This window comes from Pelomicrobium sp. P1, assembly GCF_052805615.1.
This window is the reverse complement of sequence record NZ_JBRBEM010000001.1, coordinates 88,108-103,757: the sequence shown is the minus strand read 5'-3', so window position 1 is coordinate 103,757 and position 15,650 is coordinate 88,108. Positions and strand designations below refer to the sequence as shown.

Sequence of the window (15,650 nt, the reverse complement as noted above, 5' to 3'; positions counted from 1 at the left end):
CACTCCAGAACGGCCAAGCCCCATCAAAAGGCGGCGAACCCGCCTTCAGCGGGTGACGTAGAGGACCGCGAAACGCGGCTGAATGGTGTCCCAAAGCGCGTTATACCGCCATGCCCGCCATCGGATTTTCTCCGAGCCGCCGGGGCGCCTCAGCCCCGCCGGTCACCTGATCCGGCGCCCGGTGTATTCCTCCTCGATGTGGTCGCGGAAATAGGAGGTGGGTGACGGGGAATTCACGAGCCGCCGGTAGACTTCCGGCAATACGCCGGAATACTGGATGATCGTTCCGTTGGCGAACTCGATCTCCAGCAGGCGGTTCTTTTCGTCGTAGCCCGCCGACTTGAGGTGACCAGAACTCAGTTTGCGTCGTTCCATGGACCTGGATCGAGATTGGCTTACGGCATGTCTCTGGGAAACGGCTCGGCCTGCAGCGCCTTGAGGGTGGCGGAGGCGAAGTTCTGGCGGTACAGCACTAGAATCACCAGGGCGGTGGCCATCATGAAAAGCCAGGGCTGCACGAACCAGGTGAGCGCCGCCAGGCCGAAATAATAGGCGCGGATGCCGCGGTGAAACTCGTCGCCGGCAAGGCCGTTGACCTGGGCCATTTTGCGGGCGAAAGCCTCGTGGGACGCCACGTTCTCGTCCGGCGACGGGGCGCTGCCCATGACGATGGACAGGAGATTGAACTGGCGGATCGACCAGGTGAACTTGAAGAAGGCATACACGAAGATCGCCAGCAGCACGATCAGCTTGATCTCCCACAGCTCCCGCGCCGCCTGGCGCACGAACGGCAAATCGGCGGTGACCTGCATGACGCTTTCCACCGATCCGAGCACCGTAATCACGCCGGCGATGATGAGCACGGTGGTGGAAGCGAAGAAGGACACGCTGGTCATCAGGTGCCCGATCAGGGTGGAATCGGTGATCCGGTTCTCCCGCTTGAGCATCTGACGCGCCCATACCAGGCGATACAGATGGCCGATCCCCACCAGGCCGCGCTGGGCCGACTTGCGGTAATCCGCGTAGTAGCTGTAACCGCTCCAGCCGGCGACAAACCACAAGGCTGCCACCCAATCCTGCCAGCTCAGGGATTGGATCAGGACCGGCATGGCTCAGCGCAGCAGCCGGCACTCGAGCTGTCTCAGCCGCTGCTCCAGCTCGTCGATGCGCTCCAGGTACGCGATCATGAGAGAGACCGCCGGGAGGTCCAGATCGAAGGCCTCCCGCAACCGCTTCGCCCGCCGGGCGCGGGCCAGGCAGGTGGAGGAAAAGATCCAGCGGCCGCCCGGAGCCTCCTCCGGCGAAAACACCCCGTATTCGATCAGCTCGCGCAGCTCCTCTACGGTGAAACCGGAGCCCGCCGCCAGCTCTTCGAGGCTGATGCGCAGCCCCTCGGTGAGTATCACGGCCTGGATCTGGGCGTTCTCGTCCATCGTTCAGCTCCATTGGCTGCGCGGATTGAAAGTGGAGGCGCGAGAGAGCTCTTCGAACAGAGCACGTTCCCGAGGGCTCAAGCTCGGCGGCGCGACGATCTGGATCACCGCGTACAGGTCTCCGTGGCCGCCTTCGGGTTTGGGCAAGCCCTTGCCGGCGAGTCGCAGGCTCTGGCCGGAGGTCACGCCCGGGGGCACTTTGACCCGCACCCGGCCGCTCAAGGTGGGCACCTCGACACTGGCGCCCAAGGCCGCCTCCCAGGGGGCGACGGGGAGCTTGAGGTACAGGTCGTGCCCGTTCGGCTTGAACAGGGGATGGGGTTTCAGCCGGATGTGGAGATAGAGATCCCCTGCGGCTCCGGTTCCCACGCCCGCTCCGCCTCGGCCCGGCACGCGCATTTTCTGCCCGTCGGTGACGCCCTTGGGGATCCGCACCGTGACCGGGCGCACCACCCGCCGCAGCGCCCCCGACGGGTCCATTTCCGAGGTCTCCAGGTTGAAGGTGACCTCGGTGCCCTGGTAGGCCTGCTCCAGGGTAAGCTCCACCGGCACTTCGTAGTCCTGGCCCCGCCTGCCGAATCCCCGTCGTCCCGCTCCGGGTCGGGCGCGTCCGGTCAGAACCTCGAACAGATCCGCCAGGTCGCCCTCGGCGAAGATATGCTCGAAATCGCCGAAGCCGGGTCCGAAGTGCTGCTCCCAGCCCGGCGGCGGTCGGAACTCCTGCCCGGCCTGGTAGTGGCCCAGCTCGTCGTAGGCCCGGCGCTTCTCGGGATCCTTGAGCACCTCGTAGGCTTCCTGCACGTCCTTGAACCGCTCCTCCGCGTCGGGCTCCTTGGAAACGTCCGGGTGATACTTGCGCGCGAGCCGCCGGTAGGCCTTTTTGATCTCGTCCAGGGAGGCCGTCCGGTCTACGCCCAGGATCTGGTAATAGTCCTTATACTTCATAAGGCTATGATAACAAGAAAATTTTAATGCCGGTCCGCCGTGGGCCGGGTCCGGGACGCACCCGAGACGGCATGGTGCCGCTTCATTGCCCTTTCCAGGCAGCGCCGCCGAGCGAGCCGGAAGGGAAGCCGGCCGCGATTTCCTCCGGGCTCGCCTCGCGCATCCCCACCACCTTCACTCGGAACCGCAGGGTCTTGCCCGCCAGGGGATGGTTGCCGTCCAGGGTCAGCTTGCCGCCTTCGATCCGGGTGACCCGCATCCGCACCACATCGCCCCGCTCGTTAGCGAACTCCGCCTCGGCGCCGATGTGCCTGAACTGGGGAGGGACGTGCTCAATATCGTCGGTGAAGGTCAGCTCCGGGCGGTGGGGCCCGAAGCCTTCGTCCGGGGACACCGTGATCTCCACTCGCTCGCCCACGGCACGACCTTCCAGGGCCCGTTCGATCTTCTCTAGGATGGGGCCTCCCGCGCCGTGCAGGTACGCGATCGGCAAGTCGCACTGCTCCAGGATTCGGCCCTCCAGATCCTGGATGACGTAGGTGATCTCCACCACCTTGTGGTGGCTCACCGTGGCGCGCGGCTGGGTCATGGGGCAGGGTCAGCCAGTCACCGCCGGGTGCGGCCTAGCCTCTTTGCGGTCGGAGGGCAAGGCCAGGGACGCTCCCACGATGAGCACCGCCATGGCGGCCATGAGCATGAAGTACCAGTACCAGTCCCCGGTCGCGTCCCGCAGGACCGCCACCAGGGGGACCCCCAGGGCGGACACGCCCAGGGCCAGCACGAACTTGGCGCCGAAAGCGGTCCCGCGCCATTTCTCGGGAGAATAGTGGGAGAGCAGGCTGTTCTCCACCGGAATGCCGATCGTGTTAAGAAGCACCGCCATGGTCACCACGGCGAGGGCGGGCGGGCCGCTCAACGACGCCGCGAAGAACAGGACCGGAATCTGTAACAGGTAAACCAGGATATAGGTGCCCCGCAGGGAATAGCGATCCGCCAGGTGGCCCCCCGCGAGTTGTCCGAGCATGCCGAAGAGGTAGACCACCGACACCAGAAGCCCGGCCCCGGCCGCGGTGCCGCCGGTCAGGCCCGCCAGGCGCTCGGCGAAAATCTTCGGCATGGCGGTGGAAAGGGATTGGAACAGCAGTCCCGTGCACAGCATGGTGATCGAGAGCACGATGAAGGCCCGCACCATGGCGCCGCGGGCGGGCGCGGCCCGGGGCCTCACGTCGGCCTTGATGTCCGCCACCTTGCCGCTGCGGATCAGGACCCACAAGGCTGAGCCCGTGGCCACCGAGACCAGGCCCGGGACGATGAAGGCCGCCCGCCAGTGGACCAGGTCCGTGAGCACCCCGGCGATCAGGGCGGCGGAAGCGACGCCCAGGCTTCCGAATACCCCATTCACCCCCAGGGCCCGCCCCCGGTTCTCGGCGTTCCTCACCAGCCAGGCCATTCCCACCGGGTGGTAAATGGAAGCGAACAACCCGATCAGGGAGAGCCCGGCGGCGATGCCCACGGTCGAGCCCATCAGCCCGGTCAGGATGGAAGCTGCCCCCGTGCCGACGAAGAACACGACCATCATGCCGGCCGCGCTCCAGCGGTCCCCCAGCCATCCGGCGGGCAGCGCCGCCACGCCGAAGAGCACATTGCCCAGGGTCATCAGGACCAGCAGCTCCCCGTAGCTTTTGCCGAATTCGGGCTCCAGGGCGAGCACCACGGTCGGGTAGAGCAGCATGAAGATGTGGGAGTAGCTGTGACCGACCTGGGAAAACCACTGGGAGATGGCGGCAGAGCCGGCGCGCATGGAGATGCCTTTCTTCAAATTCGAACGAGCCCCCAAGGCGGCGAGCCGCCCGCATAAAGCATTATTTTAGGTCCCGGTCGGGACGGCCGGCAACGCACAGTTCAGCGGTTCCCGAGCTCGCGCCAGCGGAGACAGTCGGCCACGTAGTGTCACCATGCCAACCGCCTGGATGAACGCGTAGCAGTAGGAACTCGAACAGCCTCTGGTCGTCGTGGACGGCACACCCCACCCCCGGTCGTGGTATTCCAGGTATGCAGGGCTCCCTCGAGCCCATTCGCAGCGCTTCTCCACGGCCCGCTTCCGCTCCGGTTCAGGGCCGGCCGAGGGCCGGTGGGCCGATGGCCGACGGGAGGATCGAGAGGAAAAACGACCCCGCCGCCCTCGACAGGCCGGCCCTGAACCGATGGGTGTTACGAACGACGCAGGGAAAAAGGCTCCGGAAACGGGGCTTCGTCATATCCGGCGCGGGGCGCCGGCCGGAGCCTGGAAATGCGGATCAGCCCCCGAGGAAGCCCCCCCATGGAGGGCTGACCGCAGTTTACGCGAAGGCTAAGAGCTACCCGAGCCGGAAAGCGGAAACGGCCAAGTGGACGTCGGCGCCGCAGGAGCGGGCGCCGCAGCCGGTTTAGCCGCTTTCTTCTTGGTCGGGGCCTTCTTTGCCGCAGCCTTCTTCGGCGCCGCCTTCTTCTTGGCGGGGGCCTTCTTCTTGGCCGCTGCTTTCTTCTTGGCCGGGGCCTTCTTTGCCGCAGCCTTCTTCGGCGCCGCCTTCTTCTTGGCGGGGGCCTTCTTCTTGGCCGCCGCCTTCTTCTTGGCGGGAGCCTTCTTCTTGGCCGCTGGCTTCTTCGCCGGCGCTTTCTTCTTAGCGGCGGGCTTCTTCGCCGTGGCCTTCTTCTTGGCCGCAGGCTTCCTCGCCGCTGGTTTGGCAGCCTTCTTGGCTGCGGGTTTCTTTGTTGCCATGGTCAACCTCCTATCAAGTTACGTACACAAGGTACAACACTTGGCACTCGCGTGCCCCCTACCACCGGACGCGGCACAGCCGGCGGTGATCCGCCGGCCTGCCGCGGCCTGCAGTAGCCTGTCGCCGTCCACGACCCGGGCTCTAGTGCATGGCCAGCTTGGCCTTGTTGATGAGGTCGTAGTACAGCACATCGGCGTCGAGCTCGATTCCACTTTCCCAAGATAGCACATTACTGCGCGGATCAATGCTGACCTCGCGGAAAGCGTCCTCGTCGAGCCATGCCCGGAACTTGCCCTTGCCCACCAGGGGGCCCAGGCAGACGCGCCCTTCGACGCCGTCCTCGAACCGCACCCACAGGATGTAATTCGCCTCGGCACGCACTTCGGCGACCTGGCACAGCAGCGCGTCCATGGGCTAGTCCCAACTCAGAGTGCCGCCCACTTGGTACTCGATCACCCGGGTCTCGAAGAAGTTCTTCTCCTTCTTGAGGTCGATCATCTCGCTCATCCAGGGGAACGGGTTGGTGGCGCCGGGATAAAGGGGGTCCAGGCCGATCTGCTGGCAGCGCCGGTTGGCGATGAAACGCAGGTACTCCTTGAACATGGCGGCGTTCAGGCCCAGCACCCCCCGCGGCATGGTGTCCTCGGCGTAGCGGTACTCGAGCTCCACGCCCCGGCGGATGAGCCCGGCGATTTCCTGCCGGAACTCCGGCGTCCAGAGGTGGGGATTCTCCAGCTTGATCTGGTTGATGAGATCGATGCCGAAGTTGCAGTGCATCGACTCGTCCCGCAGAATGTACTGGTATTGCTCGGCCGAGCCGGTCATCTTGTTCTGCCGGCCCAGGGCCAGGATCTGGACGAAGCCCACGTAGAAGAAGAGCCCCTCCATGATGCAGGCAAAGACGATGAGGCTCTTCAGGAGCTGCTGGTCGGCTTCCTGGGTGCCGGTCCTGAAAGAAGGGTCCGTCAGGGTGTCGATGAAGGGGATCAGGAACTCGTCCTTGTCCCGGATGCAGGGGATCTCGTGGTAGGCGTTGAAGATCTCTCCCTCGTCCAGCCCCAGGGATTCCACGATGTACTGGTAGGCGTGAGTATGGATCGCCTCCTCGAAGGCCTGGCGCAGCAGGTACTGGCGGCACTCAGGAGCGGTGATGTGGCGGTAGGTTCCCAGCACGATGTTGTTCGCCGCCAGGGAATCGGCGGTGACGAAAAAGCCCAGGTTGCGCTTGACGATGAGCCGCTCGTCCGGGGAGAGGCCCTCGGGGTCCTTCCACAAGGCGATGTCCCGGTTCATGTTGATCTCCTGGGGCATCCAGTGGTTGGCGCAGGCGGCCAGGTATTTCTCCCAGGCCCACTTGTACTTGAACGGCACCAGTTGGTTGACGTCGGTCTGGCCGTTGATGATGCGCTTGTCTTCGACCCGGATGCGGCGGTAGGCGGAGTCATTGTCCATGGCGGCAGGCGGTCTTGCCGCTTGCGTACCGCCCCCGGGCATCCAGGTGGACACCTCCGGGGCCTGGACGCCCCGGGCAGGCCGGCTCACGAGGTCGTCTTCAAAACCCAGCATGTTCCCTCCATGTTCGTCTGTTTCGGCTCGAGCAGGCGGATCCGCTCCACGTCCATTCCTATCTGATCCCTGTCCCCTGACTTCCGATACCTGTTACTGGCAGGACTCGCATTCCGGGTCGTCGATGGCGCAGAACCTGGGCTCGGCCAGCGCGGCTTCCCCCGAGACCCCATCCGCGGGGACGGCGTTGAGCGCGCCGGCGCGCACCGTCGACTTCTCGGCGCTGGTGGCCGCCAGGGTCCTCAGGTAGTAGGTGGTCTTGAGGCCCCGGATCCAGGCAAGCTTGTAGATCTCGTCCAGCTTTTTGCCCGAGGCCCCGGCCATGTACAAGTTCAGGGACTGGGCCTGGTCGATCCATTTCTGGCGCCGGGCTGCCGCCTCGATGAGCCATTTGGGGTCGATCTCGAAGGCGGTGGCGTAGAGCTTGCGGATCTCCGGCGGGATGCGATCGATCCTGGAAAGGCTGCCGTCGAAGTACTTGAGGTCGGCGATCATCACCTCGTCCCACAGCCCCAGGCGCTTGAGGTCGTCCACCAGGTACTGGTTCGCCACGGTGAACTCCCCCGACAGGTTCGACTTCACGTACAGGTTCTGGTAAGTGGGCTCGATGGAGGCCGACACGCCCACGATGTTGGCGATGGTGGCGGTGGGGGCGATGGCGATGCAGTTGGAGTTGCGCATGCCGTGCCGGCGGATCCGCTCCCGGAGAGCCTCCCAGTCCAGGGTGGCGGAGCGGTCCACTTCCAGATACCCTCCCCGCTCCTCGGCCAGGAGGTCCAGGGAGTCCTGGGGCAGGATGCCTCGGTCCCACAGACTGCCGGGATAGCTGGCGTAGCGCCCCCGTTCCTCCGCCAGCTCGGTGGAGGCCCAGTAGGCGTAGTAGGCCACCATTTCCATGGAGCGGTCGGCGAATTCCACTGCCTCTTCCGACGCGTAGGGGATACGCAGCATGTGCAGGCAGTCCTGGAAGCCCATGATGCCGAGCCCCACCGGGCGGTGCCGGAGGTTAGAAGCGCGCGCCTTGCCGACCGCGTAGTAGTTGACGTCGATCACGTTGTCCAGCATGCGCATGGCTGTGGAGATGGTCCGGCGCAGCCTTTCCGCGTCCAGCTTGCCGTCCGCGAGGTGGGCTGCCAGGTTGACCGAGCCCAGGTTGCACACCGCGATCTCGCTGGCCGAGGTATTGAGGGTGATCTCGGTGCACAGGTTGGAGCTATGCACCACTCCCACGTGGCGCTGGGGCGAGCGGACGTTGCACGGGTCCTTGAACGTGATCCAGGGGTGCCCGGTCTCGAACAGCATGGTGAGCATCTTGCGCCATAGCTGCACCGCGGGAACCTTCCTGTAGAGCCTGATCTCCCCCCGCGCCGCCTTCTCCTCGTAGGCGGTGTAGGCCTCCTCGAAGGCCTTTCCGTACTTGTCGTGCAGGTCCGGCACCTCGTTGGGAGAGAACAGCGTCCAGTCGCCCCCTTCCATCACCCGCTTCATGAACAGATCGGGCACCCAGTTAGCGGTGTTCATATCGTGGGTGCGGCGCCGGTCGTCGCCGGTGTTCTTTCTGAGCTCCAGGAACTCCTCGATGTCCAGGTGCCAGGTCTCGAGGTAAGAGCACACCGCCCCCTTGCGCTTGCCCCCCTGGTTGACGGCGACGGCCGTGTCGTTCACCACCTTGAGGAAGGGGATCACCCCCTGGCTCTTGCCGTTGGTGCCCTTGATATGGCTGCCCAGCGCCCGCACCGGGGTCCAGTCGTTGCCCAGCCCCCCGGCGAACTTCTGCAGCAGGGCGTTCTCCTTGATCGCCTGGAAGATGCCGTCCAGGTCGTCGGAGACGGTGGTGAGGTAACAGCTCGAGAGCTGGCTGTGGCGGGTGCCGGAATTGAACAGCGTGGGGGTCGAGCTCATGAAACGGAAGCTCGACAGCACGTCGTAGAACTCGATGGCGCGGGCCTCCCGGTCGATCTCGTTGAGCGCCAGGCCCATGGCCACCCGCATGAAGAACGCCTGGGGCAGCTCGATGCGCCGGCTGTCCACGTGGAGGAAGTAGCGATCGTACAGGGTCTGGAGCCCCAGGTAGCCAAATTTGAGGTCCCGGGAGGCGTCCAGGGCCGCCCCCAGGCGCTTCAGGTCGAACTGGGCGAGCCGCTCGTCCAGGAGCTCCGCCTGGATGCCCCGGGCGATGAACTCGGGGAAATACTCGGCGTAGCGCTCCCCCATCTCCGCCTGGGTCACGTCCTCCCCCAGCACCTCGTGCCGGATGGAGTGCAGGAGCAGGCGGGCGGTCACGTAGCCGTAGGCCGGGTCCTTCTCGATGAGGGAGCGGGCGGCCAGCACCGAGGACTTCCTCACCTCCTCCGCCGGCACGCCGTCGTAGAGGTCGCGCAGCGTGGCCTGCAGGACCAGGTCCGGCCGGACCGCCTCGCCCAGTCCTTCGCAGGAAGCCTCGATCAGGCGCTTCAGGCGCTCCACGTCCAGCGGCCGGCGCCCGCCCGCCTCCACCACGTGCAGCGCCGGCGCCTCCCCCGCCTGTTTCTGCCGGGCACGCTCCCGAGCTCGCTCCTCCCGGTAGAGGACATAGGCTCGCGCCACGGCGTGCTCGCCGGCGCGCATGAGGGCCAGCTCCACCTGGTCCTGGATGTCCTCGATGTGGAACGTGCCGCCGCCGGGCTGGCGCCTTTGAAGCGCGTTCACCACGGTCTCGGTCAACTGGGCCACCAGTTCCCGCACCCGGGCGGAAGCGGCCCCCTGGCCGCCGTTCACCGCGATGAAGGCCTTGGTCATGGCGATGGCGATCTTTGCCGGCTCGAAGCCCACCACGGCGCCGTTGCGCCGGATCACCTTGTATTGGGCGTAGGGCGAGTCCTGATGAAGCGAGGCGTCGGGGTTCCCCCCCGGCGCCGGCGTCGCATACGAGCTGCGCTCTCCTTCGGTGACGAGTTGCATCCTGAATCTCCCCTCAATGCTCGACGTCTTCGTTCAATTTGTGGCCACCTTGTGCCGCGGTATCCGTATGAACACTATATTTTGTGGCCACTATATCTTGTGCTCAATCTTTCTCCTGCCACCAATACTAGTGGACGATTTGCGGGAGCGCAACCCATTTTCGCTGGATGAAGGGACGGCGGGGAAAGCGGGAATGGTCCTGCTCCGCCGGTGAAAGCCGGCGCGCTACATCGGCGGGGGTTCCAGCGGGAATGGTGCGTTTCGGCCGCGCTCCACGCACGCCCCTCGGGAAGGGGGATGGACGGCGGTCGACGGCCGACCTGGAATTCAATCCTTCTTGGCCAACCGCGCGCAGCAACCCCGGGCCGCGCGGTAGCGGGACCAGTCGAAACAGGGGCCGGGGTCCGTTTTGCGGCCCGGGGCGATGTCGGAATGGCCCACGATGTCCTCGATCGGATAGGCCGAGCGCAAGGCCCAGGTCAGGTCATCGAGCGCCCGGTACTGGGCTTCCTCGAAGGGAAGCCAGTCGCAGCCCTCGAGTTCGATCCCGATGGAGAAGTCGTTGCAGCGCTCGAGGCCCCGCCAGCGAGAGGCGCCGGCGTGCCAGGCGCGCTTGAGGCACGGGACGAACTGGATGACGGCGCTGTTGCGACGCAGCAGAAAATGGGCCGATACCTTGAGGCCGGCGATCTCCCGGTAATACGGATGGGCCTGGGGATCGAGCCGATTAGTGAAGAGCTCGACGATGCCGGGGCCCCCGAACTCGCCGGGGGGCAGGCTGATAGCGTGAATGACCAGGAGCCGGATGGCCGTTCCCGGAGGGCGTTCATCCCAGTTGGGTGAAGGGATGTACTCGGCGCCCTCAGCCAGGCCTTTCTCGTCGATCCTCAAGTCGCCCAGGTCTCTGTCGGGAGCGGGGCCCGGCGGGGCAGGGGCGGCGCGGCGAACGGCACCCGGCCCGGTCCTTCGCTCATTGGATCCCCAAGCGCTCCATCCGGTAGCGCAGCGCGCGGAAGGTGATCCCAAGGAGCTTCGCCGCCGCGGTGCGGTTGAAACGGGTCTTTTCCAGGGCCTCCAGGATCGCCTCTTTCTCGACCCGGTCCAGGTATTCCTGCAGCGGCCACTTGCCCTCCAGGACGGGCGTCGCCTCGCCCGCACCGGCTGGCGGAGTGAGTTGCAGATCCGCCACCTGGATCACTCCGCTGCCGGACAGAGCCACGGCCCGCTCCAGGATGTTTTCCAGCTCTCGCACGTTGCCCGGAAAGTCGTAGGCGGCGAGTGCCTGGACCGCCTCCGGCGACAACCGGCACGCGGGACCGTCGCGGGTGAGCCGGGCGAGGATCGCTTCGGCGATGAGGGGCACGTCTTCGCGCATCTCCCGTAGCGCCGGCATCTTGAGCTCGATCACGTTCAACCGGTAATAGAGGTCCTGGCGGAAGCGCCCCTCCTCCACGCAGCTCGCCAGGTTCTGGTGGGTGGCGCTGATGATGCGGACATCCACCGGCTCCTCCTGGGTCGAACCCACTTTACGCACCCGCTTCTCCTGAATCGCCCGCAGGAGCTTCACCTGCATCGCCAGGGGCAGATCGGCCACCTCGTCCAGAAAGAGGGTTCCGCCGTTGGCCGCCTGGAAAAAGCCGTCCCGGTCGCTCTCCGCCCCGGTAAAAGCCCCTTTGCGGTAACCGAAGAACTCGCTTTCCATAAGGTTTTCGGGGATGGCGCCGCAGTTGACCGGAACGAAAGGTTTGGAGCGCCGGGCGCTCGCCTCGTGGATGAGCCGGGCCGCCAGCTCCTTGCCGCTGCCGGACTCGCCGCTGATATAGACGGGCGCCTGGCTGCGGGAGAGCTTCTCGATCATCTCCCGCACCTGGGCGATGGCCGCCGATTCTCCGATCAGCCGCAGCGCCTCGGGCACGGTCTTAGCGGGCGCCTCCTTGGGCAGGCTCAAGGCCGACTTCACCAAGGTGCGCAGTTGGTCCAAGGACACGGGCTTGGCGAGGTAGTCGAAAGCGCCCGCCTTGAGGGCGGCCACCGCATTCTCGGTGCTGCCGTGGGCGGTGATCACCGCCACCGGCAAGTCGGCGCACTGGGCGGCGATGTGGCTGACCAGCTCCAGCCCCGTGCCGTCGGGCAGGCGCATGTCGGTGAGGCACAGGTCGAAGCTCCTTTGGGCGAGCCTTTCCTTCGCCTCGGCGAGGCTCGCTGCCCGCTCCACGTCGAGCCCCATGCGCAGCAGGGTGAGCTCCAGCAGCTCCAGGATGTCAGCCTCGTCGTCCACCACCAGCACCTTGGGCACCTGCCCCTCGCTAGAGCCGGATCGCGTCGCTCGCTCTTTGCGCTTTAACATGATCCCTCCTGCATACCACCCTGAAATGTCCCCCGTCGGCATCGAGACAGTCCAGCGTCGCCCCGTTGGCGTCGCAGATTTCGCGGGCGATGAAGAGCCCGAGCCCGGTGCCCGTCGGCGCCGTGGTGAAGAACGGCTCGAAGAGCTGGGCCCGCAGCTTTGGGTCGATGCCCGGACCGTCGTCGATCACGTCGAGGCACACCTGGTTGGGAGTGACCCCGTCCACGGCCCGCAGCCGCACGCTTCCGGGCGCCTTGCGGCAGTGCCGCCAGGCGTTGCTGCACAAATTCCACAATACCTGATTCAAATGGCCACGGTCAAAGCAGACGGTCCGGTCCGTATCCACCTCGACGACGAAGGTCTCCTGGGGCACCCGCTGTCCGTGGCAGAACTCCTCCACGAAGGTGCGCAGAAACGGTTCGGGCCGGAACACCTCGGCGTTGACCCGGTCCCGGCGGTTCAACTGCAGCACCTCCTTCACCATGCGCTCCAGGCGCTGGGTGTTGTCGCGAATGATGCTGAGCAGCCGCTGCTGGGTCGGGTTGAGGTCTCGCTCTTCCAGGAGCAGCTCCGCCGCATGGTTGATGGCGGAAAGGGGGTTGCGGATCTCGTGGGCGATGTTGGCGGTCAAGCGGCCGAGGGCGGCGAGCTTGAGCTGCTGGGCCTGGGATTGGACCCGGCTCATGTCCTCGAGAAAGAGCACCGCCCCGCCCTCGGCGCCGTCGCCGGTCGGCACGAAGCGGGTGCGCACCAGCCGGTTGGTGGAAGAGACCCGCAGCAGGTCGAAGCGGGTCTCCGGGTTTTCCCGCCACTGGCGCAGCCGCTCGCCGAGCACCGGCAGGAGCTGCCCGATCTCTATCCCCTGCCCGGCCCCAGGGACCAGGCCGAGCAGCCGTTCGGCTTGGGAGTTGCGCTGCAGGATCCGGCCGCCTCCGTCCAGGACCAGCACGCCGTCATGCATGTCCTGGATCACGAGCTGGTTGATCTGGGCCATGCTGGCGAGCCGCATCCCGTGCTGGCGGGCGAGCTCTTCGCTTTCCACTACCCGCCGCGCCAGGGCATGGGCCAGCCAGGCCGTGGCGAAGTAGCCGACGCACAGGAGCCCCGTGGGGAAGAAATCGGCGCTGGAGCGCTCGCCGCTGATCACCCCATAGGCGGCCTCGGCCAGCACCGCCATGCTGGCAAGAGAAGCGAAGAACAGCACCATCCGGCCCTGGGCGATCAGCCCGGCAGCCGCCAAGGTGGGCAGGAGCAGCAGGCCCAGGGCGCTGCGCATGCCCCCGCTGGCGTGGATCATCAAGGTGACGAAAAGCACGTCCGCCGCCACCTGGAGAGCGAGCTGCACGGTGAAGCGGACCCGGCGTGCCCAGATCATGGCGACGAAAAGCGCCGCGCTGGCGAGATAGCCGACTGCGGCGAACAGGTAGATCCGGCGGTTGGCGGAGGCCAGGATCAGGTCGGGGCCCAGCAGCAGCACCGCCCCCAGAAGGATAGCGCCGAGGGCGAGCCGGTACGCGTTGAAATAAGCGAGGGAACGCCAGAAAGGCGGGGGCGGGTAAGCCGTCGCGGCCGGCCCACCCGGGTCGGCCGATCCGGGTGGTTGCTCAGCCCCCGTGGAGGCGCCGGTGCTCTTCGCTGCAGTAGTGGCGCTCACCGCTCGAAAGGCTTTCGCTGCGAGGAACGTGAATGCCGCAATGGGCGCAACGCACCATGTCTTCCACGGCGGGCCCCCGGCTTGGGGAGGAGGGGCGCTCCACGTGCTTGCGGTAGGCCTTGAGGATCCAGAAAACGACCAGGACGACGAGCGCCACCAGGAGCAGCTTGCCCACCCGTCACGTCCCTCCGCCCGGAGGTTTTCCGGGCTGCCCGGCAGCCCAAACGGTGTTAGCCATCATGCCTAAAAGCTCGCCCGCTCGCCGCGCGCCCCGTTCCCGGCGGGTCATCCGGTTGCCCTCGAGAGCGCCGCCTCCCCAGCGCCGCGGGACCGGCAGAAGCAAAAAGGAAATGGTCGGGGTGAGAGGATTTGAACCTCCGACACCTGCGTCCCGAACGCAGTACTCTACCAGGCTGAGCTACACCCCGAAGCGATCAACGAATCAACCGCCCTCCCCGCCTTCATCCGGGCGTGCTTAGTTTTTTCACCGCGTGCCGCTTTCCGGCGGGAGACCGGCCGCTAATACGGCTAATACGCTAATACGTTCGCGTCACCGCAAAATCGGTTAATTGTAGCAGACATTCCTTGTAGCGCGTGGGCGCGAGGGGCTCCAGCATGGCCGCGGCGAGGCAGGATTCTGCGGCGGCTCGCGCCCGGGTGTACTCGAGGGCCCCGGTTTCTCGGATGGTGCGCAGGACCGACGGGAACTCTTCGGTGCCCCCCCTCTCGATGGCGGCGCGAATCAGGGCTGCCTGCTCGGGGGAACCCGCGCGCATGGCGTGGATCAGGGGCAGCGTGGCTTTGCCCTCGGCCAGGTCGTCCCCCAGGTTCTTGCCGGTCTGGTGCAGGTCGCCGGAGTAGTCGAGCACATCATCGATCAACTGGAAGGCCGTGCCTAAGTGCATGCCGTAAGCGGCCATCGACTGCTCGATCCGGGGCTCGACCCCGCCCAAGATGGCCCCCAGCCGGCTCGCCGCCTCGAACAGCTTGGCCGTCTTGAAGCGGATCACCCGCAGGTAGCGCTCTTCATCGATGCCGGCATCGTGGCAGTTCATGAGCTGCAGCACCTCGCCCTCGGCGATGGTGTTGGTCGCGTCCGCCAGCACCCGCATGACGGCCATGCTGCCTACGTCCACCATCATCTGGAACGCCCGGGAATAGAGGAAGTCGCCCACCAGCACGCTGGCGGCGTTGCCGAACAGGGCGTTGGCGGTCGCCCGGCCGCGACGCAGGGCTGACTCGTCCACCACGTCGTCGTGCAGCAGGGTGGCGGTATGGATGAACTCCACCACCGCGGCGAGCTCGTGGTGGTCGGTGCCGGAGTACCCGCAGGCCCGCGCCGACAGGATGAGGACCAGGGGCCGCAGGCGCTTGCCGCCGCTCTGGACGATGTACTCGCTCACCTGCCGGATCAGGGGGACGTCGGAGTGCAGTCGCTGCCGGATGACCCGATCGACGGCGTTCAGGTCCTCTTTGGCGAAATCGCGGATGGCTTCGATGGGCATGCCGGCGGCGAGAAAAGGGGCTCATGGTAGGAACGGGCCTCCCCCAGTGTCAAGGCGAACGGCACGGGGGCCGGAAAGCTCCGGCCGGCCGCTTCTTTCCTTTGACCGCACAGCTTTTCCTGGATATAATTTGTTGTTTTGAAAAAACAGGCTTTCGGAGATTTCCATGTACGCTGTGGTGAAGACCGGTGGCAAGCAATACCGGGTCTCTGCGGGGGACAAGCTCTTGATCGAAAAGCTCCCGGCGGAGGCCGGCAGCCAGGTGGTGCTCGACCAGGTCCTGCTGGTGGCCGACGGCGACCAGGTCAAGACCGGCACGCCCCTGGTCCCGGGTGCGGCGGTGAAGGCCACTGTGCTCGGCCAGCGCAAGGGAGAGAAGATCAAGATCTTCAAGCTGCGCCGGCGCAAGCATTACCGCAAAACCCAGGGCCATCGACAGACCTACACCGAGATCCGGATAGACGGGATCGAGGGGCTTAGCAGCTAAACCAGGAGTTCCCA

General features: G+C 65.9%; 16 protein-coding genes and 1 tRNA gene. 1 reads left to right on the top strand and 16 read right to left on the bottom strand.

Translation table 11 applies throughout. From position 1 onward, the window contains the following. Positions 1–162 precede the first annotated feature (162 nt). The 16 genes from ACUVYZ_RS00525 to ispB form a co-directional block, all read right to left on the bottom strand. Positions 163–375: a KTSC domain-containing protein gene (locus tag ACUVYZ_RS00525; protein ID WP_439932502.1), complete on the bottom strand. Its 213-nt coding sequence runs from the start codon at positions 373–375 to the stop codon at positions 163–165. Between the two features lie 20 nt (positions 376–395). Continuing rightward, on the bottom strand, positions 396–1,109 hold the full coding sequence (locus ACUVYZ_RS00520; RefSeq protein WP_439932501.1) for a DUF599 domain-containing protein: 714 nt from the start codon (positions 1,107–1,109) through the stop codon (positions 396–398). A gap of 3 nt (positions 1,110–1,112) precedes the next feature. Further along, positions 1,113–1,433, bottom strand: a complete 321-nt coding sequence (locus tag ACUVYZ_RS00515) for a chaperone modulator CbpM (RefSeq protein WP_439932500.1) — start codon at positions 1,431–1,433, stop codon at positions 1,113–1,115. Positions 1,434–1,436: 3 nt separating this feature from the next. Further along, the gene (locus ACUVYZ_RS00510; protein ID WP_439932499.1) at positions 1,437–2,378 is read right to left on the bottom strand and encodes a DnaJ C-terminal domain-containing protein; all 942 of its coding nucleotides are present in this window, start codon (positions 2,376–2,378) and stop codon (positions 1,437–1,439) included. An 82-nt stretch (positions 2,379–2,460) separates the two neighbouring features. Beyond that, positions 2,461–2,967, bottom strand: a complete 507-nt coding sequence (locus ACUVYZ_RS00505; protein ID WP_439932498.1) for an FKBP-type peptidyl-prolyl cis-trans isomerase — start codon at positions 2,965–2,967, stop codon at positions 2,461–2,463. 9 nt (positions 2,968–2,976) lie between these two features. Beyond that, positions 2,977–4,179, bottom strand: coding sequence for an MFS transporter (locus ACUVYZ_RS00500; RefSeq protein ID WP_439932497.1), 1,203 nt, complete (start codon positions 4,177–4,179; stop codon positions 2,977–2,979). A gap of 549 nt (positions 4,180–4,728) precedes the next feature. Continuing rightward, the gene (locus ACUVYZ_RS00495) at positions 4,729–5,136 is read right to left on the bottom strand and encodes a hypothetical protein (RefSeq protein ID WP_439932496.1); all 408 of its coding nucleotides are present in this window, start codon (positions 5,134–5,136) and stop codon (positions 4,729–4,731) included. Between the two features lie 142 nt (positions 5,137–5,278). Next, on the bottom strand, positions 5,279–5,548 hold the full coding sequence (locus ACUVYZ_RS00490; protein WP_439932495.1) for a DUF2442 domain-containing protein: 270 nt from the start codon (positions 5,546–5,548) through the stop codon (positions 5,279–5,281). Between the two features lie 3 nt (positions 5,549–5,551). Further along, the gene (locus ACUVYZ_RS00485) at positions 5,552–6,703 is read right to left on the bottom strand and encodes a ribonucleotide-diphosphate reductase subunit beta (protein ID WP_439932494.1); all 1,152 of its coding nucleotides are present in this window, start codon (positions 6,701–6,703) and stop codon (positions 5,552–5,554) included. Positions 6,704–6,796: 93 nt separating this feature from the next. After that, positions 6,797–9,643, bottom strand: a complete 2,847-nt coding sequence (locus ACUVYZ_RS00480; RefSeq protein WP_439932493.1) for a ribonucleoside-diphosphate reductase subunit alpha — start codon at positions 9,641–9,643, stop codon at positions 6,797–6,799. 327 nt (positions 9,644–9,970) lie between these two features. Next, a complete protein-coding gene (gene ampD / locus ACUVYZ_RS00475; RefSeq protein WP_439932492.1) occupies positions 9,971–10,534 on the bottom strand; it encodes a 1,6-anhydro-N-acetylmuramyl-L-alanine amidase AmpD in 564 nt (187 codons plus the stop codon). A 79-nt stretch (positions 10,535–10,613) separates the two neighbouring features. After that, the gene (locus ACUVYZ_RS00470) at positions 10,614–11,990 is read right to left on the bottom strand and encodes a sigma-54-dependent transcriptional regulator (RefSeq protein ID WP_439932491.1); all 1,377 of its coding nucleotides are present in this window, start codon (positions 11,988–11,990) and stop codon (positions 10,614–10,616) included. Next, the gene (locus ACUVYZ_RS00465; RefSeq protein WP_439932490.1) at positions 11,950–13,644 is read right to left on the bottom strand and encodes a two-component system sensor histidine kinase NtrB; all 1,695 of its coding nucleotides are present in this window, start codon (positions 13,642–13,644) and stop codon (positions 11,950–11,952) included. Before ACUVYZ_RS00465 ends, ACUVYZ_RS00470 begins: the two co-directional genes overlap by 41 nt. Then, entirely contained in the window at positions 13,595–13,819 is a 225-nt protein-coding gene (locus ACUVYZ_RS00460) for a PP0621 family protein (protein WP_439932489.1), read from the bottom strand. Before ACUVYZ_RS00460 ends, ACUVYZ_RS00465 begins: the two co-directional genes overlap by 50 nt. A 176-nt stretch (positions 13,820–13,995) precedes the next feature. Next, positions 13,996–14,072 (bottom strand) — tRNA-Pro (locus tag ACUVYZ_RS00455). A 108-nt stretch (positions 14,073–14,180) separates the two neighbouring features. Further along, positions 14,181–15,149, bottom strand: coding sequence for an octaprenyl diphosphate synthase (ispB, locus tag ACUVYZ_RS00450; protein WP_439932488.1), 969 nt, complete (start codon positions 15,147–15,149; stop codon positions 14,181–14,183). Between the two features lie 166 nt (positions 15,150–15,315). Between ispB and rplU the strand changes: the two genes are divergently transcribed. Further along, the gene (rplU, locus tag ACUVYZ_RS00445) at positions 15,316–15,636 is read left to right on the top strand and encodes a 50S ribosomal protein L21 (RefSeq protein ID WP_439932487.1); all 321 of its coding nucleotides are present in this window, start codon (positions 15,316–15,318) and stop codon (positions 15,634–15,636) included. The last annotated feature ends 14 nt before the right edge of the window (positions 15,637–15,650 follow it).